At 60.4% G+C, this 25,099-nt stretch carries 20 protein-coding genes; 15 read left to right on the top strand and 5 right to left on the bottom strand.

Annotated features, from left to right (window positions below; all coding sequences use genetic code 11):
- Window positions 1–103: 103 nt before the first annotated feature.
- The 5 genes from HMPREF2708_RS05755 to HMPREF2708_RS05735 all read right to left on the bottom strand — a co-directional run bounded on the left by HMPREF2708_RS05755 (window position 104) and on the right by HMPREF2708_RS05735 (window position 7,893).
- Complete coding sequence (locus HMPREF2708_RS05755; protein ID WP_070833411.1) at window positions 104–1,825, bottom strand: AMP-binding protein; 1,722 nt, start codon at window positions 1,823–1,825, stop codon at window positions 104–106.
- Between the two features lie 90 nt (window positions 1,826–1,915).
- Complete coding sequence (locus HMPREF2708_RS05750) at window positions 1,916–5,962, bottom strand: Pls/PosA family non-ribosomal peptide synthetase (protein WP_070833409.1); 4,047 nt, start codon at window positions 5,960–5,962, stop codon at window positions 1,916–1,918.
- Window positions 5,959–6,813, bottom strand: coding sequence for a MarR family winged helix-turn-helix transcriptional regulator (locus tag HMPREF2708_RS05745; protein WP_070833405.1), 855 nt, complete (start codon window positions 6,811–6,813; stop codon window positions 5,959–5,961). Before HMPREF2708_RS05745 ends, HMPREF2708_RS05750 begins: the two co-directional genes overlap by 4 nt.
- A gap of 157 nt (window positions 6,814–6,970) precedes the next feature.
- A complete protein-coding gene (locus HMPREF2708_RS05740) occupies window positions 6,971–7,267 on the bottom strand; it encodes a rhodanese-like domain-containing protein (protein WP_049171913.1) in 297 nt (98 codons plus the stop codon).
- A 152-nt stretch (window positions 7,268–7,419) separates the two neighbouring features.
- Window positions 7,420–7,893 (bottom strand): inorganic diphosphatase, encoded by a 474-nt coding sequence (locus tag HMPREF2708_RS05735; RefSeq protein ID WP_005510088.1) that lies wholly within the window; start codon window positions 7,891–7,893, stop codon window positions 7,420–7,422.
- A gap of 124 nt (window positions 7,894–8,017) precedes the next feature.
- Here HMPREF2708_RS05735 and dacB point away from each other — a divergent pair, with 124 nt between their 5' ends.
- From dacB to HMPREF2708_RS05660, 15 genes are all read left to right on the top strand, one after another.
- Entirely contained in the window at window positions 8,018–9,496 is a 1,479-nt protein-coding gene (dacB, locus tag HMPREF2708_RS05730) for a D-alanyl-D-alanine carboxypeptidase/D-alanyl-D-alanine endopeptidase (RefSeq protein WP_246840348.1), read from the top strand.
- A 48-nt stretch (window positions 9,497–9,544) separates the two neighbouring features.
- Complete coding sequence (locus HMPREF2708_RS05725; protein WP_070833400.1) at window positions 9,545–10,825, top strand: amidase family protein; 1,281 nt, start codon at window positions 9,545–9,547, stop codon at window positions 10,823–10,825.
- Window positions 10,818–11,891 (top strand): tRNA lysidine(34) synthetase TilS, encoded by a 1,074-nt coding sequence (tilS, locus tag HMPREF2708_RS05720; protein WP_246840347.1) that lies wholly within the window; start codon window positions 10,818–10,820, stop codon window positions 11,889–11,891. Before HMPREF2708_RS05725 ends, tilS begins: the two co-directional genes overlap by 8 nt.
- Before the next feature lie 122 nt (window positions 11,892–12,013).
- Window positions 12,014–12,598 carry a hypoxanthine phosphoribosyltransferase gene (gene hpt / locus HMPREF2708_RS05715; protein WP_070833398.1) on the top strand — a complete coding sequence of 195 codons (585 nt, stop codon included), beginning with the start codon at window positions 12,014–12,016 and terminating at the stop codon, window positions 12,596–12,598.
- A gap of 268 nt (window positions 12,599–12,866) precedes the next feature.
- Window positions 12,867–15,551: an ATP-dependent zinc metalloprotease FtsH gene (ftsH, locus tag HMPREF2708_RS05710; protein WP_070833396.1), complete on the top strand. Its 2,685-nt coding sequence runs from the start codon at window positions 12,867–12,869 to the stop codon at window positions 15,549–15,551.
- Between the two features lie 9 nt (window positions 15,552–15,560).
- Window positions 15,561–16,136, top strand: a complete 576-nt coding sequence (gene folE, locus HMPREF2708_RS05705; RefSeq protein ID WP_070833394.1) for a GTP cyclohydrolase I FolE — start codon at window positions 15,561–15,563, stop codon at window positions 16,134–16,136.
- Window positions 16,137–16,222: 86 nt separating this feature from the next.
- Window positions 16,223–17,164 (top strand): dihydropteroate synthase, encoded by a 942-nt coding sequence (gene folP / locus HMPREF2708_RS05700; protein WP_070833594.1) that lies wholly within the window; start codon window positions 16,223–16,225, stop codon window positions 17,162–17,164.
- 5 nt (window positions 17,165–17,169) lie between these two features.
- Window positions 17,170–17,574 carry a dihydroneopterin aldolase gene (gene folB / locus HMPREF2708_RS05695; protein WP_070833390.1) on the top strand — a complete coding sequence of 135 codons (405 nt, stop codon included), beginning with the start codon at window positions 17,170–17,172 and terminating at the stop codon, window positions 17,572–17,574.
- Window positions 17,571–18,083 carry a 2-amino-4-hydroxy-6-hydroxymethyldihydropteridine diphosphokinase gene (gene folK, locus HMPREF2708_RS05690; protein ID WP_070833385.1) on the top strand — a complete coding sequence of 171 codons (513 nt, stop codon included), beginning with the start codon at window positions 17,571–17,573 and terminating at the stop codon, window positions 18,081–18,083. The genes folB and folK overlap by 4 nt, the downstream gene beginning before the upstream one ends.
- A 2-nt stretch (window positions 18,084–18,085) precedes the next feature.
- Window positions 18,086–18,592, top strand: coding sequence for a DUF3180 domain-containing protein (locus HMPREF2708_RS05685; protein WP_038626653.1), 507 nt, complete (start codon window positions 18,086–18,088; stop codon window positions 18,590–18,592).
- Window positions 18,589–19,860 carry a DUF6779 domain-containing protein gene (locus HMPREF2708_RS05680; protein WP_070833382.1) on the top strand — a complete coding sequence of 424 codons (1,272 nt, stop codon included), beginning with the start codon at window positions 18,589–18,591 and terminating at the stop codon, window positions 19,858–19,860. Before HMPREF2708_RS05685 ends, HMPREF2708_RS05680 begins: the two co-directional genes overlap by 4 nt.
- 64 nt (window positions 19,861–19,924) lie before the next feature.
- A complete protein-coding gene (locus tag HMPREF2708_RS05675; RefSeq protein ID WP_070833379.1) occupies window positions 19,925–20,845 on the top strand; it encodes a Rossmann-like and DUF2520 domain-containing protein in 921 nt (306 codons plus the stop codon).
- A 97-nt stretch (window positions 20,846–20,942) separates the two neighbouring features.
- Window positions 20,943–22,061 carry a pantoate--beta-alanine ligase gene (gene panC / locus HMPREF2708_RS05670; protein ID WP_070833375.1) on the top strand — a complete coding sequence of 373 codons (1,119 nt, stop codon included), beginning with the start codon at window positions 20,943–20,945 and terminating at the stop codon, window positions 22,059–22,061.
- A gap of 137 nt (window positions 22,062–22,198) precedes the next feature.
- Window positions 22,199–22,615, top strand: coding sequence for an aspartate 1-decarboxylase (panD, locus tag HMPREF2708_RS05665; RefSeq protein ID WP_070601076.1), 417 nt, complete (start codon window positions 22,199–22,201; stop codon window positions 22,613–22,615).
- 254 nt (window positions 22,616–22,869) lie between these two features.
- The gene (locus HMPREF2708_RS05660; RefSeq protein WP_070833369.1) at window positions 22,870–25,065 is read left to right on the top strand and encodes a PhoX family protein; all 2,196 of its coding nucleotides are present in this window, start codon (window positions 22,870–22,872) and stop codon (window positions 25,063–25,065) included.
- Window positions 25,066–25,099 lie beyond the last annotated feature (34 nt).

Here is a 25,099-nt window from a genome sequence, read left to right as displayed (position 1 = left end):
CACTCCTTGAAAGAGGTGGGATGAATAGTCTTTATGACTACGAGCATAATCACATTGGGGTGGGCACCGCGTTTTCGGAAAACGGCAGCACTTTCGGCCTCTGTTAGCCCTTGATGCGTGTCTTTTCGTTCTCCCAGGCTAGGTCGCGTAGTTCATTTTTACGCACCTTGCCAGTGGAGGTGCGTGGCAGCTCATCAATGACAACTACATCGCGTGGAATCTTATAACCGGCGATGTGTGCGCGACAGTGTGCAATGACAACTTCGGCTACGTTCTTGTTGTGCTCGGCCGCTTCTTCCGCAGTGCCCTGGCAGCGGGCCTCCGGCCGCAGAACTACGTATGCACGTGGGCGTTCGCCCCACTTGTCATCGGGCACGCCGATGACAGCGCAGTCGGAAACATCTGGGTAGCTGACCACAGCCTGCTCGACCTCAATGGTGGAAATGTTCTCACCGCCGGAGACGATGACGTCCTTCGCGCGGTCAAGCAGCTGAATATAGCCGTCGGGATGCATGACACCGAGGTCGCCGGTATGAAACCAGCCGCCACGAAAAGCGTATTCAGTGGCTTCGGGATCCTTGAAATAGCCATTCATGACACCGTTGCCAGTCATGATGATTTCGCCGATGGTAGTGCCGTCGCTGGGGACGTCAATCAGTGGTGCGTCGAGTGCATCAGTTTGTTCGATGATGCGAACATCCTGGTTTGTAACGGTCGCGACTCCTTGGCGCGCTTTGAGGACAGCGCGTCGGCGCACAGTCATGTCCTTCCAATCAGGTTGTGATTCACAAACCGTGAAAGGACCGTAGGACTCTGTGAGGCCGTATACGTGCGTAATCTCGACACCGATATTCTCACAGCGCGTGATAATTGTCGGACTCGGTGGCGCGCCCGCGGTCATGATGCGCAGATTGCTGACGCGACGCTTGTTGTCATCATCGACAAGTGTGGTCAGTACAGCTGGTGCACCGCACATTGCAGTGACCCCTTCCTCGAGGATGAGTCGCCACATTTCGGGACCACGAACAGCGCGAATCGCCACTTGACGAGCGCTGGTCGACATCGCCGCCCAGCCGGTACACCAGCCGGAACAGTGGAACATTGGCAGCGTCCACAGGTAGACGGTGTAGTGGTTGAAGTGCATTGTTTGCACCTGTCCGAGTGCATTGAGGTACGCGCCTCGGTGCGTGTACACCACGCCTTTCGGCTTACCTGTTGTACCGGAGGTGTAATTGATGGCGATGGGGTCGTGTTCGTCGTCGACGCTGTAGGGCAGGTTCGGGCGATTCTTTTCCCGCTTGACGACGCTGTCCCCAGCCAAATACTGGCTAAAAGTAGCAGCTGCTATATCTTCAGCCCGGTAAGCGGCAGTGTCAGCAATCTCGGGCTCGTTGCCGTCGCCGTCGGCGATATAGATGACCTGCTTGAGCAGATGGCCGACTGTTGGTAGAGCCGTGTCAATTAGTGGTTGTTCGCCGAGCAGCGTAGTGATTTCAGAGTGCTCGAGGATGTACTCGATTTCCTTGGCGGCCAGGCGGGTATTAATTGCGACTACCACGCCACCGGCCAGCGGAATGGCGAACTGCGCGAGAAGGGCTTCGTAGCTATTGGCCGCCAGAACGCCGACCCGATCGTTTTTCTTCAGCCCGTCGTCGAGCAGTGCATGCGCAAAAGCCTGCGCATCGGCGGCCATTTCGGCGAAGGTAATGCGACGCGGGCCGTCGACGAAACCAATTTTGTCCGGGTGGACACGGGCGCTGCGCTCTAGAAAACGCAGCGGTGTGATTGGCTGGTCTAAACCATTTTTGCTAGGAAAATTAGTCATGTGAAATAGCGTAAATGGTCAACCGTCAAAATGTGAAGAATTACTCAATATAAAGTAGAAACCTCGCTCACTTAGCCCTCTGTCCAGTCCTTACTTCTTCTTTGTCACTACCGGCTCAATTGGGTTACCTCGCCAGGAGGTGTGTGCAGGAACGTGATCACCGCGCATGACGAGGGAACCGGGCTCGACGCGGCAGCCGTCGTCAAGCACAGATGCCGGCAGTGCGACTGAGTGCGGTCCCAGTACGGAGCCGTGTCCGATGTGGACGGTGTCGAGCGTCATCACACGGTCGGTGAACAGGTGCGTCTGAACGACACAACCACGGCCGACAGAAGCACCTCGCTCGATTGTGACAAGGTCGGTCTCGGGCAGCCAGTACGTCTCCAGCCACACGCCGTGGCCAACGTTAGCGCCGAGCAGACGCATCGCGCGTGCGATACCGCCGGTGGCCATCGCCGGGTTCAGGTACCACGGCGCGGCGACCATTTCGACGAATGCATCCTGCAGCTCATTGAGCCAGACGAACTTGCTCCACAGCGGGTGATCACCGGGCTTGTGCTTGCCGACGCACACCCACTTGGCCACGGCCGTGATGAGCAGCCCCAGCACACCAACGATTAGCAGCACGGCAGGGGAGAGCAGCCACGCGACCACCAGGCCGAGCAGGGCAGCGCCAACGCCACCTGCAGTGACCAGCTCCGCGGTGAACATACCAATTCCCTGCAGGCTCAACAGCGTGATCGTCGCCAGCATGAGAGAGACCATCGGCGCCAGGACACGCAGCGTCTCGACGATGCCGCGGGCGACCTTCAACCCCGTAGTCGGACGGTAGGTCTGCGCCGACTCATCGCTGGAGACAGTGCCCACACGGCGCATGCGCTCCGGCGGCGAACCCCACCAGTTGGAACCGGACTTGGTCTTCTTCGGCGTAGAGGACAGCACCGCCACCAGCGAGTTCTTCGCCAGCTTGCGTTCCGGAAGCGTGATGCCGGAGTTGCCCAGGAAGGCGCGCTTGCCGATACGGGAGTCGCCCACCAGCAGCCAACCACCGCCGAGTTCGTAGCTGCCGACCATGGTGTCGTCAGCCAAGAAGGACTCGTCCTTGACGTGCAAGAACTTCGGAATACCAATCGCGGTGGAGACCTCGCTGTCGTGGCCAATCCGGGCACCCAGCGCACGCAGCCACAGCGGAGTCAGCATGGAGGCGTAGACGAAGAACAGGTCATGACGAGCAGCATCCATCAGGCGAATTGTTGCCCAGGATTGCCAACCCACGCGCGAACGCACCGGGAACACTCCCGGCTTCAGGCCGATGCTGAACAGGCGCACGAGAATCAGCGTCAGCAGGGCATATACCGCAACACCGACGAAGGTGGCGGGAATAGCCCACAGCACGGCGCTGCCCAGCGTTGGCCAGAGATTCGAGGTGGTTAGCTCGGTGGTGCCGTCGATAAGCCCCGTGCCCCAACCGATGACAGCAGCCATCGCGACCGCAGCGGACAGCGGCACCAGCGTCAGTAACACAGCGGTAAGACCGTAGATAGCCACCCAGTGGCGACGCGCCGGCGGGACTTCCTCCGGGAAGCGGTGCTTGGACCGGCCGACCTTGCGAGCCGGGGAACCCGACCAGCGCGCGCCGGCCTTGACCTTCTTTTCACCGGTGACGGTGGAACCCGCTTCGATGTGAGCGTCATTGCCGATACGCGCGCCGGGCAGCAGCGTTGAGCGGGCACCGATGCGGGCGCGCTTGCCAATAGTGACTTCGCCGACGTGGACGACATCACCATCGACCCAGTATCCGGACAGGTCTACCTCCGGTTCGATGGAACAGTAATCATCCAGTTTGACCAGACCGGTCACCGGCGGCAGCGCGTGCAGATTCACGCCCTTACCAATGCGGGCGCCCAGCATGCGGGCATACCACAGCACGAACGGAGCACCCGCCACAGAGTGCGTACCGGAGCTCTCTGTCAGGCGTTCAGCCGCCCATAGGCGCAGATGCACCGAACCGCCACGCGGGTAGTCGCCCGGGGTGATGTTGCGCGTGAGCAGGCGTGTCGTCGCCGCGTTGATGGGCATAACCCCCAGCGGGGTCAGGAACAACACGGCCAGTACAGCCACCAACCAGCCTGGTAGTGTCAGCGGCCCGCCGATAACCCAGTTGATAATCGCAAGCCACGTTACCCAGCGCATACCACGTGCCCACTGCAGCGGCACCATGAGACCGACCTGCGCCCAACGGGTCTTGCGGGAGACAGGCGTCGGCTCGGGCACCTTTTCCAGGTGGGCGGTGGGGTCTGGCGCGTCGGCAAGCATGTCGTCGCTGATGAAACCGCGCGCGACCAGTTCCTCGGCGAGATTGCCCAGGCGGGGATGGTCGTAGAGATCGCGTACGGCGACCTGCGGGGCGCGCTGGCGAATGCGCGCGATGACGCTCGCCGCCGCCAGGGACGTGCCGCCCAGGGCAAAGAAGTCCGAGGCCGCGCCGGGCGCAGGTACGGACAGCACGTCCGCCCAGATATCGGACAGCCATTTCTCCACAGGGCTCAGCTTGTCGACGTCGCCCTCACCCGCACGCGCGGGCAGTGGCCACGGCAACGCCGCCTTGTCGACCTTGCCGGAGGTACGAACCGGCAGCTCATCCATGATGTGCAGGCGTGGCACCATCGCGGCTGGCATAGCATCGCGGAGAGTGTCCATGCACTTGTCGTAGTCCATGGCTGCGGCGTCGCCACCGGCCCCGACGTAGCCGACCAGGACGGAGTCGCCGCCGCCGGTCTTCTGCACCACGACAGTCGCCTGAGTAGCGCCGGGGAGGGCAGCCAAGTGCGCCTCGACCTCGCCGAGCTCAATACGGCGCCCGCCGATCTTAACCTGATCGTCGACGCGGCCAGCGAAGTACAGTCCGTCCGCATCCATGATGACGTGGTCGCCGGTGCGGTACGCGCGCTCCCAGCCCAGGGCTGGCAGCGGCGCGTACTTCTCGGCGTCCTTCTCCGGATCCAAATAGCGCGCGAGTCCCACACCGCCGATGACCAGCTCGCCCTTCGTGCCCGGTGGGACGGGGTTGCCCTCCTCGTCGATGACGGTGAGGTCCCAGCCGTCCAGCGGGTATCCGATGGTTACGGGCTTACCGGGCTTCAACTCGATGCCGGAGGCCACGACGGTGGCCTCGGTGGGGCCGTAGGTGTTCCACATCTCGCGCTCTGGGGTGGACAGGCGCTCGACCAGCTCTTGCGGGCAGGCTTCGCCGCCGACGATGAGCAGGCGCACGCTGTCGAGTGCCTCGGCGGGCCACAGGCCAGCCAGCGTCGGAACCGTGGAAACAGCGGTGATGTGGCGGGAAATCAGCCACGGGCCCAGGTCCACGCCGGAGCGCACCAGCGAACGTGGTGCCGGCACCAGGCAAGCACCATTTCGCCAGGCCAGCCACATTTCCTCACAGGAGGCGTCGAAGGCGACGGACAGGCCGGCGAGAACGCGGTCGTCCGGGCCGAGCGGTCCTTCCGGGTGGTTGGCCAAGAACCATCGGGCCTCCGCATCGACAAAAGCGGCGGCGCTGCGGTGGGTGACCGCCACGCCCTTGGGCTTGCCGGTGGAGCCAGAGGTGAAAATAGTCCAGCAGTCGTCGTCAGGAGTGGGCTCCTGCGAGATGATCTCGCGTGCGCTCGGCGGCGTCGATTCCGTCTCTTCCTCGTCGGAGTCGGCGTCGGAGTCCAGCGGGCGGGGGCGATTACGTGCCGTGGAGCCAGCCAAATGTAGGCCTTCAGCATCGAAGTAACCGGCGATACCGGCCTCGCCGAAGACCATTTCGGCACGCTCGTCGGGGTCGTCCGCGTCTACCGGAACGTAGGCGGCACCGGCAGCCATGATGGACAAAATTGCCAGGTAGAGCTCGCGGTTTCCCGACGGCATCCGCACACCAATGCGGTCGCCGCGACGGATGCCCTGTTCGTAGAGCCACGTAGCTGTGGAATCAATCTCGTTGATCAATTCCGCATACGTGACGACAACCTCGCCGTCATCGATGGCCTCAGCCTCGGGGAACCTTCGCGCGGTCGCCCGGACGATGTCAATGAGCGTGCGCTCAAGCGGCTGCTCCGTAGCGCGCAGGAACTTCTGCTCCGTGCTGATCACTTTGAAGCTCCCTTCTTCTTTTTCTTGCGCTTTTTCTTCTTCTTCGACTTCTTCCGTTTTGGACGCTGGGCATCGCTTGACGACGTCGCCTGCGTCTTATTCTCCGCCATGCCCTTGGTGTCTGTCTCAGTGGCCGTGGCCTCTGGGGTAGCGGTCTCAGGGGTCTTCGCGCCGGCATTGTCAGAAAGCGGAGTACCGGTGTCAGCTTCGTGGCTTGCAGCGGAGTCGTCGGCAAGCGATGCAAGCAGCGCGCGTACCTCGGGTGCACATTCAGAGACGGCGGCGCGCTCGGCTCTGCGGAGTGAGCGTCGCAGAGATGCGCGGGTGGTGTTGCCCGTTTCTGTCAGCGCGATGAGCTGGCGGCGACGATCTTTGGAGTCTCGGGTGCGCTCGACTAGATTTGCCGACTCCAGAGAGTCGATTAGGCGAACCATGTCAGAGCGGTCCATGCCGAGCAGTGCGCTCAGCTCGGTTTGAGCCATGTCGCCGCCATCGGCGATGGCCTCCAGAACCCAATATCCGCGGATGGAAATCGACTCAATCTGAGTGCGGCCAAGAGCCGCGTTGACACTGGTACGGACAGCCGCGTCGAGCTGTGCCAGGCACCAGGACGCGGATTTGCGCAGGGCCGCCGGTGCGACGGCGGGTTCGTTTGCGGAGCCGGGCTTGCACTTGGACTTAGTTCTGGCCTTAGTACTGGCCTTGTTTTTGGCTTTCGCCCCCTTGCGAGCCTTCTTCGCCTTGGTGCCGCTCTGTGCGTCAACAGCAGGCACCTTCGCGCCTACGTCGGCTGCCACACCACCGCTGGTGTCGGCTGAGTCCGCCGAGGAAAGTACGGATGAATCAGACATACTTCCCATACTAGACAATCTGGGGAACCATCAATAATGGGACATGGCCAACTAAAAATGCCCTTGTTTGCCTGCGGACTGTTAGAAGATCGGTGCTTTGGGGTGGGTAAATAAATGAAAAACTGCCCTGCAGGTAGGCAGGGCAGTTGTAGTTGATTTAGTTGGCCTTCTCCATCGGGCGGCCGAAGTGCTCCCAGTCGATCATGCCGCCGGTGATGACGATGGTGTCGATACCGTTCTTCTCCAGCCAGGAAGAAACCTGAGCGGCACGTCCACCGGAGCGGCACATCAGGTAAATGTCGGAATCCAGATCCAGCTCGCCGTAGCGGGACGGAATCTCTTCCATGGGGATGTGAATGGCGCCGGTGGCGTGGCCGTCATCCCACTCCATCTGTGAGCGGACATCAATGATCTGTGCGTCTTCGGGTACTTCAGATACGTTTACGGTTTCCATAGTGCGCACTATACGCAATCTGGCCTTATCGCCGGAAGCACAAAGGCCGCCGGAGGAAAACTCCGACGGCCGTAGCGCTGAATCACAGGAACTGCGTCAAAGGGGCGAACCCCAGGAAGGGAGTTGGTTAGCGCAATTCTTAATTGTGGCTCTTACTTGTGGCGCTCGATAGCCTCAGCCAGGATGCGCTCAGCCTCGGCCTTGTCGCCCCAGCCCGAACCGGAAACTTCCTTGCCCGGCTCCAGGTCCTTGTAGTGGACGAAGAAGTGCTCAATCTCGTCCTTGGTGAACTGGGAGACATCGTCGATGTCCTGGTAGTGGTCGAAGCGGACATCATCCAGGACGCACAGCAGCTTGTCGTCGCCGCCGGCCTCGTCGGTCATCTTGAAAACGCCGAGCGGACGAGCCTTGACAATAACGCCCGGGAAAACCGGCTCCGGCAGGATTACGAGAGCGTCCAACGGGTCGCCATCCTCGCCGAGGGTTTCATCGATGAAGCCGTAGTCGGCCGGGTAGGCCATTGGGGTGAACAGGTAGCGGTCGAGGTAGACCTTGCCGGTCTCGTGGTCGACTTCGTACTTGTTGCGCTGACCCTTCGGGATCTCAATAGTGACCTCAACGCTCACGGCGATGACTCCTTATAATCGGTGTACACTTCTCTGACGGCTATCTTATGCGAAACCCGCTCAAAACCGTTTATTTGTGCACCTTAAGTGAGGTTTTGTTTCCAGGAAGAAGGTGTTTGTGACCGTGGGTAGTACCGACTCTGACAGCTCCAAAACCGCCGCTAAGGGCACGCAAAAATCGCCCAGTTCCGTAAAATCCGGCAAATCCAAGAAGTCGCGTGGACTGAAAATCGGCGGTGCCATCGCCGGTGTTCTCGTTATCGCAGCGGGCAGCGGCGTAGCGGTTGTCGTCAATAACAATCGTCAGATTGTGGTCGATGCGCCGCCCGCCGTCAGTCATGTTTCCGCTCCTGTGACGGCTGCGCAGTCTTCGCTTGACGACGGCACTCTGGACCAAAAAGTCAGCGCCATCATGGACGCTGCTGCGGCTGATCCAGCTTTCGGTGAGCTGCATGGAATTGTCAGCGATGCTACGACCGGCCAGAAACTGTGGGGGATCAATGACACCGCGGTGGCCATGCCGGCGTCCAGCATGAAGATTCTCACCGCGTCTGCCGCACTGTTGGACTTAGGTGAAGATCATCGAGTCTCCACCCGCGTCTCCCGGATCACGGGAACTAATGACATCGTTTTGCACGGCGGGGGCGACCCCACCTTAAGCGAGGACGGGGAAGGGTTCTTCCAGGACTCGGCTTCAATCGCTGAGTTGGCGAAAAAGATTTCCGTGGTCATTCCTGAGGGGGTCGGCAAGGTTTATCTCGACAACTCTCTATTCACCGAGAGCTTCCACGAGACCTGGGAGCGTGCGGGGCTGGAGGACGGTTACATCGCACCGGTGGAGTCGGTGATGATGGATGCTGGTCGTATTGATCCGACGAATGAGGAATCGCAGCGCAGCGCCACGCCAGCTGCGGATGCCGCCGATGCACTGGCCAAGGCGCTTGGTGCGGAAAACGGAGGCAGCCTGAGGGATGCGGCCAAGGATGGTCAGTCGCTGCCTCTGGATCCAGACCCAGTTGCGCTCGTGCAGTCGGCTCCGCTGGTTACCCGTGTGCACGAGATGATGAACTACAGCGACAACGTGCTAGCCGAGTCCATTGCCCGTGAGGTGGCTATCTCTCGCGGCCTGCCACCGACTTTTGAAGGAGCTGCGCGCGCAGTTCGAGACACCCTCGCGGAGCACGGTTTTCCGCTCGACGGCGCGGTGCTGTCGGACTCCAGTGGTCTGAGCACGGATAACCGTATTTCTCCGCAGCATCTCTCCGAGGTGCTCAATTCGGCTGCGGGGCCGGTGGAGTCGGCCGAGCAGGGGGGACTGGCGGAGCCGCAGGAGTCGTCGGAAAGCACGTCTTTGCGCCCACTGTTGGATAGCCTGCCGGTGGCGGCGGTGTCCGGCACTTTGTCGACGCGCTTTGCCGGCCAGTCCGGGGCGGGCATCGTCCGTGCGAAGACAGGCACGCTGAATAAAGCCTCGGCGTTGGCGGGGTATGTGGTGACGAAGTCGGGGCAGGTGCTGACGTTCGCACTGATTTCCAACGAAGCGAGCCTGTTGCCGGCACGAGCTGCGGCCGATAAGGCAGCGAGCGCCCTGGCGGATATCTAAACTGAGATTCATTTGCCACTGAAATTAATTTGAGGAGATGAATCCGCAATGGCCTCTCACACTTCCGCGATTAGGAACTTGCCAACCGTTCACGAGGTTGCCGCACAGGTTCGCGAGGGAAAGCTAAGCCCGGTGGACAGCGTGCAGCGCAGTCTCGACGCTATCTCCAGACTGGATGGAGGGATTCATGCCTTCCGTGAAGTGTGGGCGGGTAGGGCTCTGCAGGCTGCGCGGGAACTCGAGCAAAGTGAGAACCTCTCGGAGTTGCCGCTCGCAGGTGTGCCATTCGCGCTGAAGGAAAACACCGCTCTAGAGAACCCGTTTGTCCAGCAGTTGACTAGCGCCGGCGCAATCGCAGTGGGAACTACGGTGAATCCGCAGTTCTGTACGTGGGGGACGACGACGCTGCCGGGGCTGGCCGTCGACAATCCGATTCTGCCGGGGCACACTCCGGGTGGGTCCTCCGGCGGATCCGCAGCGGCTGTCGCCGCTGGGATGGTTCCGTTTGCGCAGGGCAACGACGGCATGGGGTCACTGCGTATCCCTGCAGCGTGCTGCGGGCTTTCGACCCTGAAGGCGACCCCGGGAACAATGCCGGGGCGCGTGGGCGGCAATGACTGGTACGGAATGTCTGTCCAAGGGGTGCTCACAGTCAACAACGAGGACTTGCGCCTGATTACCAAAATCCTCACAAATGGCATGGTGGATGCGGAGGATCCGGCGAAGACCCTACCTGAAAACTTCGCCGTCAGCGTGGACACCACTGCGCCCGTATTCGGGTTAAAGGCTGCACCGGAGTACGTCGATGCGGCGCAACAGGCGGCGAGAGTATTCGCGGACAAGGGCTTTGCCGTCACGGAAAAGAACATGCCGTACCCGCTGAACCCGCTGCCGATGCTCGCGCGCTGGACTGCGGGGGTGGCAGATCAGCTCCGTGACGAGCCGTGCCCGGATCACCTGGAGTGGCGCAACCGAGTCCACGCTGGCATTGGGCGCTTGCTGCGTTTCACAATCAATGGCCGCCAAGTGGCACGCGATGGCGCCCGCATCGAGCGTGAGCTGCCGGGTGACACCATCTTGATTACTCCGGCTCTGGCCAAGAATCCACCGCGGATCCGCGCATGGCATCGCATGCCCTGGATTGTGAACCTGTTGTCCAATCTGCGCTTCACCCCTTACGTTTCGACGTGGAATTACCTGGGATTCCCGGCCGGCATCGTTGTGGAGCCGACTTCTGGATTGCCGGTGCAGCTGATCGCGCGCCCGACTCAGGAGCGAATTCTGCTTACCGCGATGGAAACCATCGCAAGTGGTGGGCGCGTTGGCTAGACCTTTTTGGCCGGACCGCAGCCCTCATTTCCTCATCATTCGGCAAGCTGTCCGCGCGATAGTGCAGCAGGTGGGGCAGGAGTTGGGCAGCGGTATCGTCATTGGGCTTTCCGGCGGTGCGGATTCGCTCGCCCTGACCGCCGGGGCCTGTGCGGAAGCTTTCGGGCCCAAGGGGGCACTGGCCGGCCGCAACGTTCACGCCGTCGTCGTTGATCATCAGCTTCAGCAGGGCTCTGCAGAAGTCGCTGAGCGCGCCGCCCACATAGCTCGGGGGATGGGGGCTACGGCCGAGGTTATCGCGGTCGATATCAATAACGATTCCGACCGCGGTCCCGAATACGAGGCGCGTTTGGCTCGACACCGAGTCCTACGGCAGATCGCCCAATCTCGAGGTGCGGCGCTGATGCTCGCCCACACGTTGGACGACCAGGCGGAAACAGTTTTGCTGCGGCTGGCCAGAGGGGGTGGCCCGCAGGCGCTGTCCGCTATCCGAGACAATCTCACGTGGTCGGACGGGACTCGGATTCTGCGTCCGCTGCTCGGTGTGCGACGCACCGACACCCAGCTCTGCTGTGAAGAGCTGGGCTTAAAGGTCTGGCACGACCCACACAACCAGGACGACCATTACGCCCGCGTCCGGGTTCGAAAGACGATTTTGCCGCTGCTGGAGCAGGAGCTGGGGCCGGGAGTTGCGGAAAATCTCGCTAAGACTGCGGGGATTGCAGCAGTCGACAATGACTTTTTGGACGCTCACGCCGAGTCGGCTCTGGATGCGCTGCTGGGGGAGGAAGTGGCGTCGGCAAGCGGGAGCCTGTCTGTGCGAGGGGTCGCTGAGCTTGACGACGCCATCGCGGTGCGCGTCCTCGCTCGTTGGTTGAGGCAGGCGGGTGCGGAGCCCAGTAGTAAACAGATCGACATGGTTATGGCGCTCGTGCACCGCTATCACGGCCAGGGGGAAGTGCCGGTGACCCGCGGGCGCGATGGTGCTGACAGAAATGCCAGGTTGGTCGTTGAGCGAAAAGATGGCACTCTACAATTGGTAATGAATCGTCCCGCGGTGTCTTAAGAAAAGGTGCCGCAATCCAACTTCCGGCGGCCGAGAACTATCGGTTGCCATAACCCTGAACTTGCACTGGGGCAGTTACGCTCCATCGACACGCCGCAATAGAAGTGCGGAAAGGAAATGCGATGCATGATGTGAAGGATTTCAACGTCCCCGCAAACCCCTACGGCGATGAGGTAGAGGCAGTTCTCATTGGCGAAGAGGAGCTGCATGCTCGCATTGCCGAGATGGCGCATCGTGTGAATGAGAAGTACAAGGATGCCGACAGCGATCTGATTCTGGTCGCAGTGCTCAAGGGCGCGGTGTTCTTCCTGACTGACTTCGCCCGTCAGCTCAGCATTCCCAGCCAGATGGAGTTTATGGCGGTTTCCAGTTACGGAAACTCCAGCTCGTCGTCAGGCGTGGTGCGTATTTTGAAGGACCTGGATCGCGATATTGAGGGACGCGATGTCGTAATCGTTGAGGACATCATTGACTCCGGTCTGACCCTGTCCTGGTTGATTAAGAACCTGCGCAACCGTAATCCGCGCTCCCTGGAGGTCATTACGCTGCTGCGTAAGCCGGAGGCTGTGCGCACCAAACTGGACGTTGCGGATGTTGGCTTCGACATTCCGAACGAGTTCGTCATCGGTTACGGCCTGGATTACGCCGAGCGCTACCGCGACCTGCCGTACGTCGGCACGCTGCACCCGCGCGTTTATCAGAACTAGGTCAATCTTCGGCACTTACTGCACAGTGCCGATGCTTTACGACGGGCATTGCGCGCGTACCTCCCGCAGTTCTAGCTGTGTTCTAGCTATGAAAAGTAGGAGTTGGAAACTTTTTTCGGTTGCGATGCGTTATGCCAACTGTGGGGTCAGGTGCCATGAGCCCTGACCCCACGTTGTGTCATTGATGTGTCTTCGAGAAGAACTCGTTGATGCGTACAATTAATAAAAGCAACTAATAGATGTAGAGAGCGAAAAGCGAACCCACTGTATGGACAAGAAAAAGGTGTTCCGGTTTGCCACCGTTGCCGGCATCATCCTGATTATCCTCTTTGCTATTACCCAGCTGGCGGATGATTCCCGGGAATACCGCGAGGTGGATACGTCCGTTGCCCTGACCCAGTTGGATAAGGGCAATGTCACGGAAGCTCAGATTGACGATCGCGAACAGCGAATTCGCCTCACCCTGAAGAAGGGCGTGGAGGTCGAGGGTACTGAGGACGTCACGAAGGTGATGACCAAGTACCCAGCGCGTGCGACCGACCAGGTCTTTGACAAGGTCGCTGCCGCCAAGGGCATGGAGAAGTTCGATACCAAGGTCACGCAGGATTCCTTCCTGATGTCCACCTTGGGCTTCCTGCTGCCGATGGTGATTTTCTTCTTCGTCATCATGTACTTCTTCAGCCGCATGCAAGGCGGCAAGAACGGCATGTTCGGCTTTGGTGGCAACCGCGCCAAGCTGCTGAACAAGGAGACCCCGACCAATACGTTCGAGGATGTTGCTGGTGCCGATGAGGCCGTCCAGGAGCTCGACGAGATTAGGGATTTCCTGCAGCACCCAGCTCGCTACGAGGAGCTCGGCGCGAAGATTCCGCGTGGTGTTCTGCTCTACGGTCCTCCCGGTACCGGTAAGACCTTGCTGGCCCGCGCCGTCGCTGGTGAGGCAGGAGTGCCTTTCTACACCATCTCGGGTTCGGACTTCGTCGAAATGTTCGTCGGTGTCGGTGCCTCTCGTGTCCGTGACCTGTTTAATCAGGCCAAGGAAAACAGCCCGTGCATTATCTTCATCGACGAGATTGACGCCGTCGGTCGCCAGCGTGGTGCCGGTATGGGCGGCGGCCATGATGAGCGTGAGCAAACCCTGAACCAGCTGCTGGTGGAAATGGATGGTTTTGGTGATCGTCAAGGTGTGATCATCATGGCTGCGACCAACCGTCCGGATATTCTCGACCCGGCGCTGCTGCGCCCGGGCCGTTTTGACCGACAGATTCCGGTGGGTGCACCAGACCTGAAGGGCCGCGAGGCAATTCTGAAGGTCCACGCCCGGAACAAGCCGCTGGGGCCGGATGCGGATCTGACGTCGCTGGCCAAGCGCACCGCCGGTATGAGCGGTGCTGATCTGCAGAACGTGCTGAATGAAGCTGCGCTGCTGACCGCTCGCGTCAACGGCAATATCATTACTGCGGATGCGCTGGAAGAGGCAGTCGACCGAGTTATCGGCGGTCCGCGCCGTACCTCCAAGGTAATCTCCGAGCAGGAGAAGAAGGTCACCGCCTACCACGAGGGTGGCCACACCCTGGCTGCGTGGGCGCTGAAGGACATCGAGCGTGTTTACAAGGTCACCATCTTGGCTCGCGGTCGCACGGGTGGCCATGCGCTGACCGTTCCCGAGGACGACAAGGGCATGTATAACCTGCCAGAGCTTTTTGCTCGTCTGGTCTTCGCCATGGGTGGTCGCGCTGCCGAGGAGCTGGTCTTCGGACTGCCGACTACCGGTGCTTCTGCCGATATTGAGCAGGCCACCAAGATTGCTCGCGCCATGGTGACCGAGTACGGCATGTCACCGGAGCTCGGCCCGGTGAAGTACGGGGAGGAGCAGGGCGATCCGTTCGTCGGCCGCGGTGGCAGCGGCTCTCTGGACTACTCCCCGGCGGTGGCAGCAACCATTGATCAGCAGGTTCGGCTTCTGATTAATAAGGCTCACGACGAGGCCTACACCATCTTGAAGGAAAACCGTGACACTCTCGACGTGCTGGCTGAAAAGCTGCTGGAGAAGGAGACGCTGCGTCGTCCGGATCTGGAAGTTATCTTCACCGATGTCGTTCCGCGTGAGCGTCTGAACTTCTTCGATAGCGACACCAAACACCCGGCCGATGGCCGCGAGCCGGTGAAGACACCGGTGGAGTTGGCAATCGAGCGCGGCGAGGAACCGCCGAAGCGTGTCAACATCTTCGCGCCGGTGCGTCGCCGCGAACCGGAGAACCAGGACGCGGGCAACAACGGCAATGGTCAGGGGCCGGCAGGCTCCACTGGTGCCGGTAATGCTAGTGCCTCGGGTCTGCCGGGCGCCCAGCAGGACCGACCGAATGTTCCGGTCTACGGTGGCACCCCACCGCCGGCTGGTTGGACCGCTCCAGGTTGGCCGCCGAAGGATACCGGCAGCACGCACGGTTCGGCTCCCGCACCGGCTGCCGCACCGGCACCGGCGCCAGCTCCTCGCCCGGAGGGGCAGAGCCAGCCGGGTTCGCAGGATGGCCAGGGCAACGCGCGTGGCCAGCACCCAGGCACTGCTAACTACCCGGCAGGCTCCCCGGACTTCGGCTCGAAGGCAACCGGTACTCGTAGCAACGGTGGCAACGGTCCCGCGAATATCCCTGCCCCTCCGAAGATGCCGTGGGACAGGCAGGGCGGACGTCACCGCCAGGACAATTCTGGCAGCGATGCCACCCCGACTACGGTGATGCCGTCGGCGGGACAGCAGCAGGAGCTGCGCGGATTCCGCCTGCCGGATAACGAGCAGCCGGAATACACTGAGCGTTCGGAAAACGCGAAGAACGCCGACAACTCCGATGACAAGGGTGCACAGATGCACGATTCGGATAAGGACGGCGTCGTCAAGCGAAACGAAGACAACAGCGCCTGGCAGAACAAGCCGGACACCAACGAGGAGCGATAAGTACACATCATGGAGCGCGAATTCGATCAGGAGCGAGCCGAGGCTGCGGTTCGTGAACTGTTGATTGCCGTCGGTGAGGATCCCGACAGGGAAGGCCTGAAGGAGACACCGGCGCGAGTGGCGCGAGCCTACCGTGAGGTTTTCGCGGGCCTGTTTGAAGATCCGTCTGAGGTGTTGGCGAAGACCTTCAACGAAGATCACCAGGAACTCGTTTTGGTCAAGGACATCCCGATTTACTCCACCTGTGAGCATCACTTGGTGCCGTTCTTTGGCGTTGCCCACATTGGCTACATTCCGGGCAAGGACGGTCGTGTGACGGGCCTGTCCAAGCTCGCTCGTCTGGTCGATGGTTATGCGAAGCGCCCGCAGGTGCAGGAGCGGCTGACCAGTCAGGTTGCGGATGCCTTGGTGGAGCGGCTGGATCCGACCTCGGCGATTGTCGTTATTGAAGCGGAGCATCTCTGCATGGCCATGCGCGGTATCCGCAAGCCGGGTGCGCGAACGGTGACATCAGCCGTTCGTGGTGGCTTCAAGGCGGATGCCCGTTCGCGCGCAGAGGCAATGGCGCTGATCCGCAAGAGCTAACGCAACAGTTAAATGGTCGATTGGAAAGGCTGGGCAACGAGGTGACTGAATCCCCCTTGCAAGCGCAGGCAGGACAGCAGGCGGAGATGAGTGTCGGAAATCAGCTCTGCAAGGTGATGGGCATTGTCAACGTCACCGAGGACAGCTTTTCCGATGGCGGCCTGTACAAGACCTTCGACGCGGCCATTGCCCATGCGCACGAGCTGCTCGCTGAAGGCGCGCACATTCTCGACATCGGTGGCGAGTCCACTCGCCCTGGCGCACACCGCGTTTCCGAGGATGAGGAAATTGCCCGGGTCGTGCCGGTGGTCCGCGAGCTCGCGGCAGACGGGCACCTGATCAGCGTCGATACAATGCGCGCAAGTGTCGCAGAGGCAGCAATCGCCGAGGGTGCGGTATTCATCAACGATGTCTCCGGCGGTCTCGCAGATCCCAACATGTACGCAGTCTGCGCCGATGCCGATGTGCCCATCTGTCTGATGCACTGGAAGACCGATCGCTTCGGCTCCGCTTCTGGACGCGCTGAAACTCACCCGGACGGCATTGTCGCCGATGTCCGTGAGCACCTGCTTCAGCTTGTCGACGGTGCCATGGGCGCCGGAATCGTCGAGGAAAATATTGTCCTCGACCCAGGCCTGGGCTTTGCCAAAAACGCCGATGACAATTGGGCGCTCCTCCACAACCTGCCGGAGCTTATTGACCTCGGTTTCCCCGTGTTGGTCGGTGCTTCCCGCAAGCGTTTCGTCGCCGCCGTTGGCAGTGAGGCACGCGCACCAAAGCAGGCTGATGCCGCGACTACCGCAATTTCCGCGCTGTCCGCAGCGGCGGGCGCATGGGCGGTTCGAGTTCACAATGTGGCCGACAACCTCGACGCAGTGCGTGTGGCGCAGGCATGGAACCTTGGACGTTCACTGACCGGTTACACAGCGGTCGGCGACTATCCGGAAGGTGGGTCTAACCGCGCGGCGCAGCACGACGAGTCGGCTGCGGAATCGCCAGCCGAGTCGACTCTGGAAGGAGACGCGTAAACACAGTGGCTGATCGCATTGAACTCAAAGGTCTGAAAGCCCACGGCTACCACGGTTGTCTCGACTTCGAGCGCCGCGATGGTCAGGACTTCATCTGTGATGTCACCCTGTGGCTGGATTTCTCCGGTGCCGCTGCCAGCGATGAGCTGGACAACACGGTCAACTACGCCGACATTGCAGCCACAGCGCATGGAATTTTAACCGGCACCCCTCGCAACCTCATTGAAACAGTCGCGACCGAGATTGCCGAAGCAGTGCTTGCCGACGACGATGCCCGCGCCGAACGCGGATTGTCCCCGCTGTTACATGCGGTGGAAGTGACCATTCACAAACCACATGCGCCCATCCCGCTCGACTTCGATGACGCTGCGGTGACAGCCCGCCGTTCGCGGAAGAAGCGGTTGGCATGATTCGCGCAGTTCTTTCTATCGGCGCGAACATGGACCGCGCGCGAGAAAACCTAACAGGTGTGCAGGCCTTCTTCGCCGATGAATTGGTCGCATCCTCAAAAATTTATGCCACCCCGCCTTGGGGTGGGGTGGAGCAGGGTGACTTCCTCAATGCCGTGCTCATTGTCGATACGTCCCGAACACCAATGGAGCTACTGGAAGCTGGTTGGAAACTGGAAAATGACGCTGGTCGAGTGCGTGAAATTCACTGGGGGCCGCGGGCGCTCGACGTGGACATCGTGCAGGTCATCGACAAGGAATCCGGCGAGGAGATTATTTCTGACGATTCGACTCTGACCCTGCCGCATCCGTGGGCAACCGAGCGTGCCTTTGTGCTGGTGCCATGGCTCGATGCCGACCCGGATGCCGAATTGGAGGGAGTTCGGGTCGCGGAACTCGTCGATAAGCTGGCACCTGAAGACGTAAACGCGGTGCGCCTAGCAGACAGCGCGGATGGAGAAGGGGCCTAGAGATGAAACCGACCTCACCGATTACGTTGGCAGCATCTGCGCTGGTTCTCGCGCTGGCGTCATGGATGATCCTGGCACAGTTTTTCGGTGCGCTCGGGCCGCGAAGTTGGTGGGACCTGGGGTTTCCCTGGTTGCTCACAGCCGTCTGTGTGGCGGCAGCGCGGTGGATTAAGTCGGTACTGAAAGAGGCGAAGGTCGGGCAGGATCGCAGCCAGGTGCAGCCGTTAACGTTGTCGCGATGGTTGGTGGTCGGTACGGCATCCGCGTGGTTGGGTGCGATTCTCGGAGGACTGTACGCCGGTGGCGTGCTGTGGGCCTTGCCGAAGTGGACGGAACTTGCGGCCGCACAGGCCGACGGGCCGATCATGATTGTCGGCACAGTATCCGGCATTTTGCTCGCTGCGGCGGGGCTGTGGCTGGAAAAAGTTTGCCAATTGCCAACTGATGGCGAAAATTCTTCGCCTCCTAGCGGGGAAATGGGAACTAACTCGGTAGGGTGGGAGTTATGACTGACCTCTCCAACGCCGGTAATGACCCGAAGCGCTCGGGTGATGCCGCATATTTTCAGAGCGACGCGGCAGCTACTTCGTCGGATATGGCTGAGTCTCCGTCTCCGTCGCCTTCTTCAGCTTTCGAAAGCTACTCCGCTGGGGCTAACTCCGGGGCTGATGCGGCATATGCAGATGAGCAGAGCAATGATGTGACGAAATTTAGTTCTTCCGATGGTATGACGGAGAAAACCGCCGTCATTCTCATGGTTGTGCTGCTGGTGCTCGCAGTGATTGCCAGTATCGTCATGCTCTTTGCCAGCTCTGCCGGCTGGATGAAGGTTGCCGTGCTGCTGGCGTTGTGGTCGGCAGTTATCGGGGCTGTGCTGGTGACTCGATACCGCAAGACCATTGCGCTGGAGCGCAAGCGGTTGGAGACTGTCGAGGAGCTGCACAAGGTGGAGCTTGACCGCGAGCTGGCCACTCACCGTGAGCAGGAACTGATTCTCGAGCAGAACTACCTGGACTCGCTTGAGGGCAACAATGATGACAATATTGCGGCGCTGCGCGCTGAGGTCTTTGCACTGCGTGCCCAGCTTGCTGAGTTCATGGGGGAGGATTTCGACGACGAGCAGGTTGCTCTTCGCGCCCAGGCCGAGCGTCTGCGTGAGCTCGACTCGCCACAGCAGGCTTCGCCGATGAAGGACCCGACCGGCCACGACCGGCCGACACCACGCGCGACTTCCCACCGCGCTGAGATGACCGCTAACGGCACTGTCGGCGCTCATACCCAGCACGGCGGCACTGGCTCCACTTCCTCCGCTTCGCCGGTTGAAGATGCCGAGGCCACCGACATGCGCCGTACATTCTCGCCGTCTGGCCAGCCGGTTGACGTCCACGAAGTCGCCGATTCCAAGGATGACGAAGCCGTTTCCAAGGAGAAGTTCTCCACTAACTCTTTCCGCGCCATCAACTGGCAGGAAACCCCGGCCGAGGATGCCGCAGAGGATGATTCTCAGGGCGGCGCTCACGAGGCACACGGTGCGCGGCACCCATTCGCTGCGCCGGAATCGGACGACACCTCGGACTTTCCGACTCGCCAGCTGCAGGCCATTCGCGATGAGGATCTCGCAGAAGAGCCAGCTCAAAAAACGCGGCAAGAGCCTGCGCAGGAGCCTGCAAGCCACGGTCGGCGCCGTGCTGAGGACAACAAGGGCAGCCTGACGGTTGCCGAGCTGATGGCGCAGATGCGTAAGAAGAGGGAGCACCGCGAAGACGAAGAGGCCTAGTCGCTTACTGAGTGTGCGCGGCCTACTCACCGCACATAGCTGGTTTGGTCTAACCTAGTCAGTCATGACGCAAAGCCAGCATGATTCCCATCCCCATCGGACAACCGCTCCGCGGTTGACGGTGGGGATTATTTCTGCCGGAAAAGTCGGGGTCGCGCTCGGCCAGGCGTTAGAACGCTGCGGGCATCGTGTCACTCACGTGGTCGCGCGCTCACCGGAATCTGTCACACGAGCGCATCTACGCCTCCCGAACGCACAGGTCAGTAGCATTGCCGACACAGCTTCCACTTGCGAGCTCATCGTCATCGCCGTGCCGGATCGCGCCATCGCTGAGGTCGCCGAGGAAGTCGCCTTCCACGTCGGCCCCGGACGCATCGTCATGCATACTTCTGGTTCCCTCGGGCGTGCGGTGCTCGATCCGGTCGCGCTCACCGGCGCGCTGACCATCGCAGCCCATCCCGCAATGACGTTCGCAGGGCTTGACGACGACTCCGAGCTCCTGACCGGTTGCCCATGGGGCATCACGGTCGGGGATGAGCTTGCGAAAACAGTCAGTGAATTGCTCATTGGTGAACTCGGCGGTCGTCCGGTGTTCATCAACGAACGTCACCGCGGCCTCTATCACGCGGCTATGGCCCACGGCTCAAACGGCCTGGGCGCAGTTGTGGTCGATGCGGTAGAGATGCTGGCAACCACTATCGGCGAAGATGCGGTAGCTGAAGACACCGACCTAGCTGAGCTGCGTCGAGGCCAGGCTGCCGAGCTGCTCCGACCACTGCTGGAAGCTTCATTGGACAATGCCTTGAGGTGGGGTTCCCGGGGGCTGACTGGCCCGGTGACGCGGGACGACCTTGGAACCGTCGTCAAGCACGAACGTGAAATTGAAGCGGTGGCGCCGGAAATGGGAACCGCCTACCTGGCCCTTGCCGAGCGCATCGCCGAGCTGCGCGGTGCCAACGAGGTTTTGCGGTACCTACGCCGATGAGCTGAGCGGACTGGTTGTTCTGGTCATCCGGGATGTGGCGTAAGGTATTGCCGTCGGACGAAAAGTTTGGTCCGGTAGATCTGAACGCGGAGGAAACATGACGGGGTATACCGCCGGAGAGACAACTGTTCACAGGACTATTGCGGGAATCGCGCAGGTCACCCGTGCGTTGCGGAAAACCGGGCGGCCGGTGGTGCTCGTACCTACGATGGGTGCGCTACACCAGGGGCACCTTGAACTAGTACAGGCCGCGAAGACACTGCCGCGCGCTGTTGTGGTGGTGTCGATTTTCGTCAATCCGCTGCAGTTCGGTGAGGGGGAGGACTTTGATGCCTACCCGCGGACTCTGGATGAAGACGTGGAGAAGCTCCGCGCTGTCGGTGCTGAACTGGTCTTTGCGCCGAACGCGAAGGAGATGTACCCCAACGGTTTCCGCACGACGGTGCAGCCGGGGCCGCTGGCTTCGGAGCTCGAAGGTGCTACTCGCCCGGGGCACTTTGCCGGTGCGTTGACAGTGGTTAACAAGCTTTTCAACATCACCAACTGCACTGATGCCGTTTTTGGTGAGAAGGACTACCAGCAGCTGTGCCTGATGCAGCAGATGGTCACTGATCTGAATATGCCGGTGCAGCTGCACGGTGTGCCAGTGATCCGCGAGGCCGATGGGCTGGCTATGAGCTCCCGCAACCGCTACCTGTCCGAGGAACAGCGCAATCTAGCAGTAACCCTGTCCGCTGCGCTGACTGCCGGTGCTTTTGTCGCCGACCGTGGTGCGGATGCTGTGCTGGAAACCGCGCGTGGTGTGCTCGCCAGCCAGCCTGAAGTCGAGTTGGATTACTTGGAGTTGCGCGACGCTGCGCTCGCCCCGCTTTCCGACGAGGTGTTGCGCGGCGACGGCCAGGAGACCGAAGCTCGCCTACTGGTTGCTGCGAAGGTCGGCACTACTCGTCTCATTGATAATGTTGGCTTGATTCTGGGTGCGCCGCGCCCAGATTCGGCTACCGGTTTCGGTCAGCTCGAGCAGAAGGACGCCGAAATTGCGTCAGCGGCCCTGTCGGCTGCGGGGCTGGACGGCGAGCTGACTGAGCAAGAGGCCGCTGAGTTGGCTGAGCTGCAGGAAAAGGTCCGCGCTGCTCGAGATGCCCGCCTGAAAGATGAGTCCAGCAAAGAAAACCTGAAGAACGCCGGCTTTGGCGTTGAACAGGACAGCGAGTAGGACGGCTTTTCGAAGTAGTTTTTCGTGGCTGGGAAGTTGTCGTATTATAGTGTGCCGACTAACAACCTGCCACGCTAAGGGGTGCCGCGGTAGGCAAGCATCCAGGGGACGAATCCAGGAAGGGACCTACCTTTTTCATGTTTCGCACTATGTTGAAGTCCAAGATTCACCGTGCCACGGTGACTCAGGCTGATCTTCACTACGTTGGATCGTGCACGATTGACGCTGATTTGATGGAAGCGGCCGACCTGCTTGAAGGCGAGGCCGTCGACATTGTCGATATCAATAATGGCAACCGACTTACCACTTACTGCATTACCGGAGAGCGCGGCTCGGGCATCATTTCCATCAATGGTGCCGCCGCTCGTCTGATTTCGCCGGGTGACCTGGTTATTATCATCGGCTACGGCATGATGGATGACGCTGAGGCGCGTACTTACAAGCCGAATGTCATCTTCGTCGATGAAGACAACAAGATTCTGGAAAGTGGCAATGACCCGGCGGATGTTCCGGAGGGGTCTGATTTGAAGAATCCGCGCAGCCCGGAGAACTAGGGCTAGTCCACGCAGCCCGCAGAGCTGGGTCTCGACTGCGTGGGCGGAGGGAAAGGCCGAGCCGGAAAACCACGACACCAGGGTGTTTACTTTGCGTTAAATCGTAAGCCATTAGACCGTCAGCTAAAGCTCATTGGCGAGTTGGTTTTTAGAAACCGAAAGGTAACGCAACGTCCTTAGCTTCTTAGAGGATCTAAAAGTTTTAGTTTTCCATTTCCTCATCTAGTCGAAGCTATACAAAGGCGGTCTCCCCCGTGGTTCGTATTGGCAAGAATCTGCTGACAAATCCTTTTGCTACCTCTCGCAGCTCCCTGACCTGCACTTACAAGTGTGGTAATGCTTGTGCTGACGATGCTCCGAATGAGTTCTCTGACAACCAGTACTTCGGTGATGTTGCGAAGCAGGCATTCTCCCAGCGCGCATTCTCCCGTCGTGCTGCACTGAAGGTCACTGGTGCTAGTGCTCTTGCGGTCGGCGGTGGCGCCGTGCTGGCCGCTTGCTCCTCTGATGATTCGGGCAGCGCCGCAGGTGGCTCCGACGCCTCTGGTACCGCTGCTGCTGGTGACGGTAGCAAGGGCGAATCGCCGGAGGGTATGCGTTTCGACGCCGTTAAGCCGAACACGGAAGACGCAGTCGTTATCCCGGACGGCTACGAGCAGAATGTTCTGATTCGCTGGGGCGACCCAATCCACGAGGGTGGCCCAGAGTTCGACTTTGACAAGCAGACTCCGGAAAACCAGAAGAAGCAGTTCGGCTTCAACAATGACTTTGCTGGCCTGATTAAGGCTGAAGACGGCACACTGCTGTACGTCTGCTCGCACGAGTACACCACCGAGCCGATGATGTTCCGTGCTTACAAGAAGGAAGATGCCACCAAGGAGCAGGTTGACATCGGACTGGCTGCTCACGGCCAGACCGTCCTCGCTGTGGAAGAGGATGAGAAGGGATTCCTGAAGCCAATCCTGAGCGATAAGCGTAACCGTCGTATCACCGGCTTCACCGAGTTCACCGTTGACGGCCCGGCTGCTGGTCACGATTTGCTGAAGACCAAGGCTGACCCGACCGGTATGAAGATCGAGGGAACTTTGAACAACTGCTCCGGTGGCGTTACCCCGTGGGGTACCTACCTGTCCGGCGAGGAGAACGTCGACCAGTACTTCGGCAACGTTGGCAAACTCAAGGACGAGGACACAGTTAAGAAGCTCAAGCGCTACTCGGTCAAGAATGAAGAGCTGTCCGACCGCGCGTGGGAGAAGTACTACGACCGCTTCGATGTCTCCAAGGAGCCGAATGAGCCGAACCGCTTCTTCTGGCTGGTAGAGATTGACCCATCTGACCCGAACTCCACCCCGGTCAAGCACACCGCACTGGGCCGTTTCAAGCATGAAGCCGGTCAGATTTACGTCACCGACGACGGCACGGTTGTGTGCTACTCCGGCGACGACGAGCGTTTCGAGTACATTTACAAGTTCGTCTCTTCCCGCAAGGTTAAGGAAGGCGACCTCAAGCACAACATGGGCATTCTGTCCGAGGGCACGCTCTACGTCGGTAAGTTCAACGGTAATTCCGAATCCGAGATTGACGGCTCCGGTGAGCTGCCGAAGGACGGCCGTTTCGACGGTGACATTGAGTGGCTTCCGCTGATGACCGCCAATGCAGACGGCAAGCACGAGTCCCACGTTGATGGCATGACCGCCGAAGAGGTCTGCATTTACACCCGCATCGCCGGTGACAAGGTCGGTGCGACTCGCATGGATCGCCCGGAGGATATCGAGCCGTCCCCGAAGACCGGTAAGGTCTACGCGGCGCTGACCAACAACAAGTACCGCGGTAAGGCGAGCCCGGATAGCTCTGGCAAGACCCAGGACAACAAGGCCGCCAAGAAGACTGATGGCGCAGGGCGCCCCTATGAGGGCGCGACTGAGGTTGCACCAATCACCGAGAACAAGAATGGCCTTGTTCTGGAGATGGAAGATGACCACGCTGGTACCAAGGGCAAGTGGAACCTTCTGCTGGTCTGCGGTGACCCGAACGAGGCTTACACCTACTTCGGTGGCTTCGACAAGGAATCGGTCTCGCCAATTTCCTGCCCGGACAACGTCGCCTTCGACGAGTACGGCAACCTGTGGGTTTCCACCGACGGCAACGCCCTGGACTCCAACGACGGCCTGTTCGCCGTTGCTGTCGAAGGCGAGCGTCGTGGTGAGACCAAGTGCTTCCTGACTGTTCCGGTTGCTGCTGAGACCTGTGGTCCGCAGATCTTCTCCAATCGCGTGATGGTCAACGTCCAGCACCCGGGCGAAATCGAGACGGATCAGGGTCACCCGGTCGGCGACAACCCGGACCCGACCACCAACCCGACCTCGCACTGGCCGGACGGTGGCAAGGAGCAGCCACGCCCGGCAGTCGTTCAGGTTGTACGCACTGATGGCAAGAAGATTGGTGTCTAAAGGGCACTCAACTAGCAGGTCGGCGGTGTAGTCG

Origin of the sequence: Corynebacterium sp. HMSC073H12 (assembly GCF_001837775.1) — a bacterium.
Taxonomy (GTDB): Bacteria; Actinomycetota; Actinomycetes; order Mycobacteriales; family Mycobacteriaceae; genus Corynebacterium; species Corynebacterium amycolatum.
This window is presented reverse-complemented; position numbering and strand designations above follow the sequence as displayed.

Bases quoted from the DNA above. Each gene is read 5' to 3' on its own strand.
- folP (WP_070833594.1), top strand. From the start codon at position 16,223: ATGAGTGTCGGAAATCAGCTCTGCAAGGTGATGGGCATTGTCAACGTC.
- panD (WP_070601076.1), top strand. From the start codon at position 22,199: ATGTTTCGCACTATGTTGAAGTCCAAGATTCACCGTGCCACGGTGACT.
- hpt (WP_070833398.1), top strand. From the start codon at position 12,014: ATGCATGATGTGAAGGATTTCAACGTCCCCGCAAACCCCTACGGCGAT.
- HMPREF2708_RS05745 (WP_070833405.1), bottom strand. From the start codon at position 6,813: ATGTCTGATTCATCCGTACTTTCCTCGGCGGACTCAGCCGACACCAGC.
- HMPREF2708_RS05685 (WP_038626653.1), top strand. From the start codon at position 18,086: ATGAAACCGACCTCACCGATTACGTTGGCAGCATCTGCGCTGGTTCTC.
- HMPREF2708_RS05675 (WP_070833379.1), top strand. From the start codon at position 19,925: ATGACGCAAAGCCAGCATGATTCCCATCCCCATCGGACAACCGCTCCG.
- folE (WP_070833394.1), top strand. From the start codon at position 15,561: ATGGAGCGCGAATTCGATCAGGAGCGAGCCGAGGCTGCGGTTCGTGAA.
- HMPREF2708_RS05755 (WP_070833411.1), bottom strand. From the start codon at position 1,825: ATGACTAATTTTCCTAGCAAAAATGGTTTAGACCAGCCAATCACACCG.
- ftsH (WP_070833396.1), top strand. From the start codon at position 12,867: ATGGACAAGAAAAAGGTGTTCCGGTTTGCCACCGTTGCCGGCATCATC.
- HMPREF2708_RS05725 (WP_070833400.1), top strand. From the start codon at position 9,545: ATGGCCTCTCACACTTCCGCGATTAGGAACTTGCCAACCGTTCACGAG.
- panC (WP_070833375.1), top strand. From the start codon at position 20,943: ATGACGGGGTATACCGCCGGAGAGACAACTGTTCACAGGACTATTGCG.
- HMPREF2708_RS05680 (WP_070833382.1), top strand. From the start codon at position 18,589: ATGACTGACCTCTCCAACGCCGGTAATGACCCGAAGCGCTCGGGTGAT.
- folK (WP_070833385.1), top strand. From the start codon at position 17,571: ATGATTCGCGCAGTTCTTTCTATCGGCGCGAACATGGACCGCGCGCGA.
- HMPREF2708_RS05740 (WP_049171913.1), bottom strand. From the start codon at position 7,267: ATGGAAACCGTAAACGTATCTGAAGTACCCGAAGACGCACAGATCATT.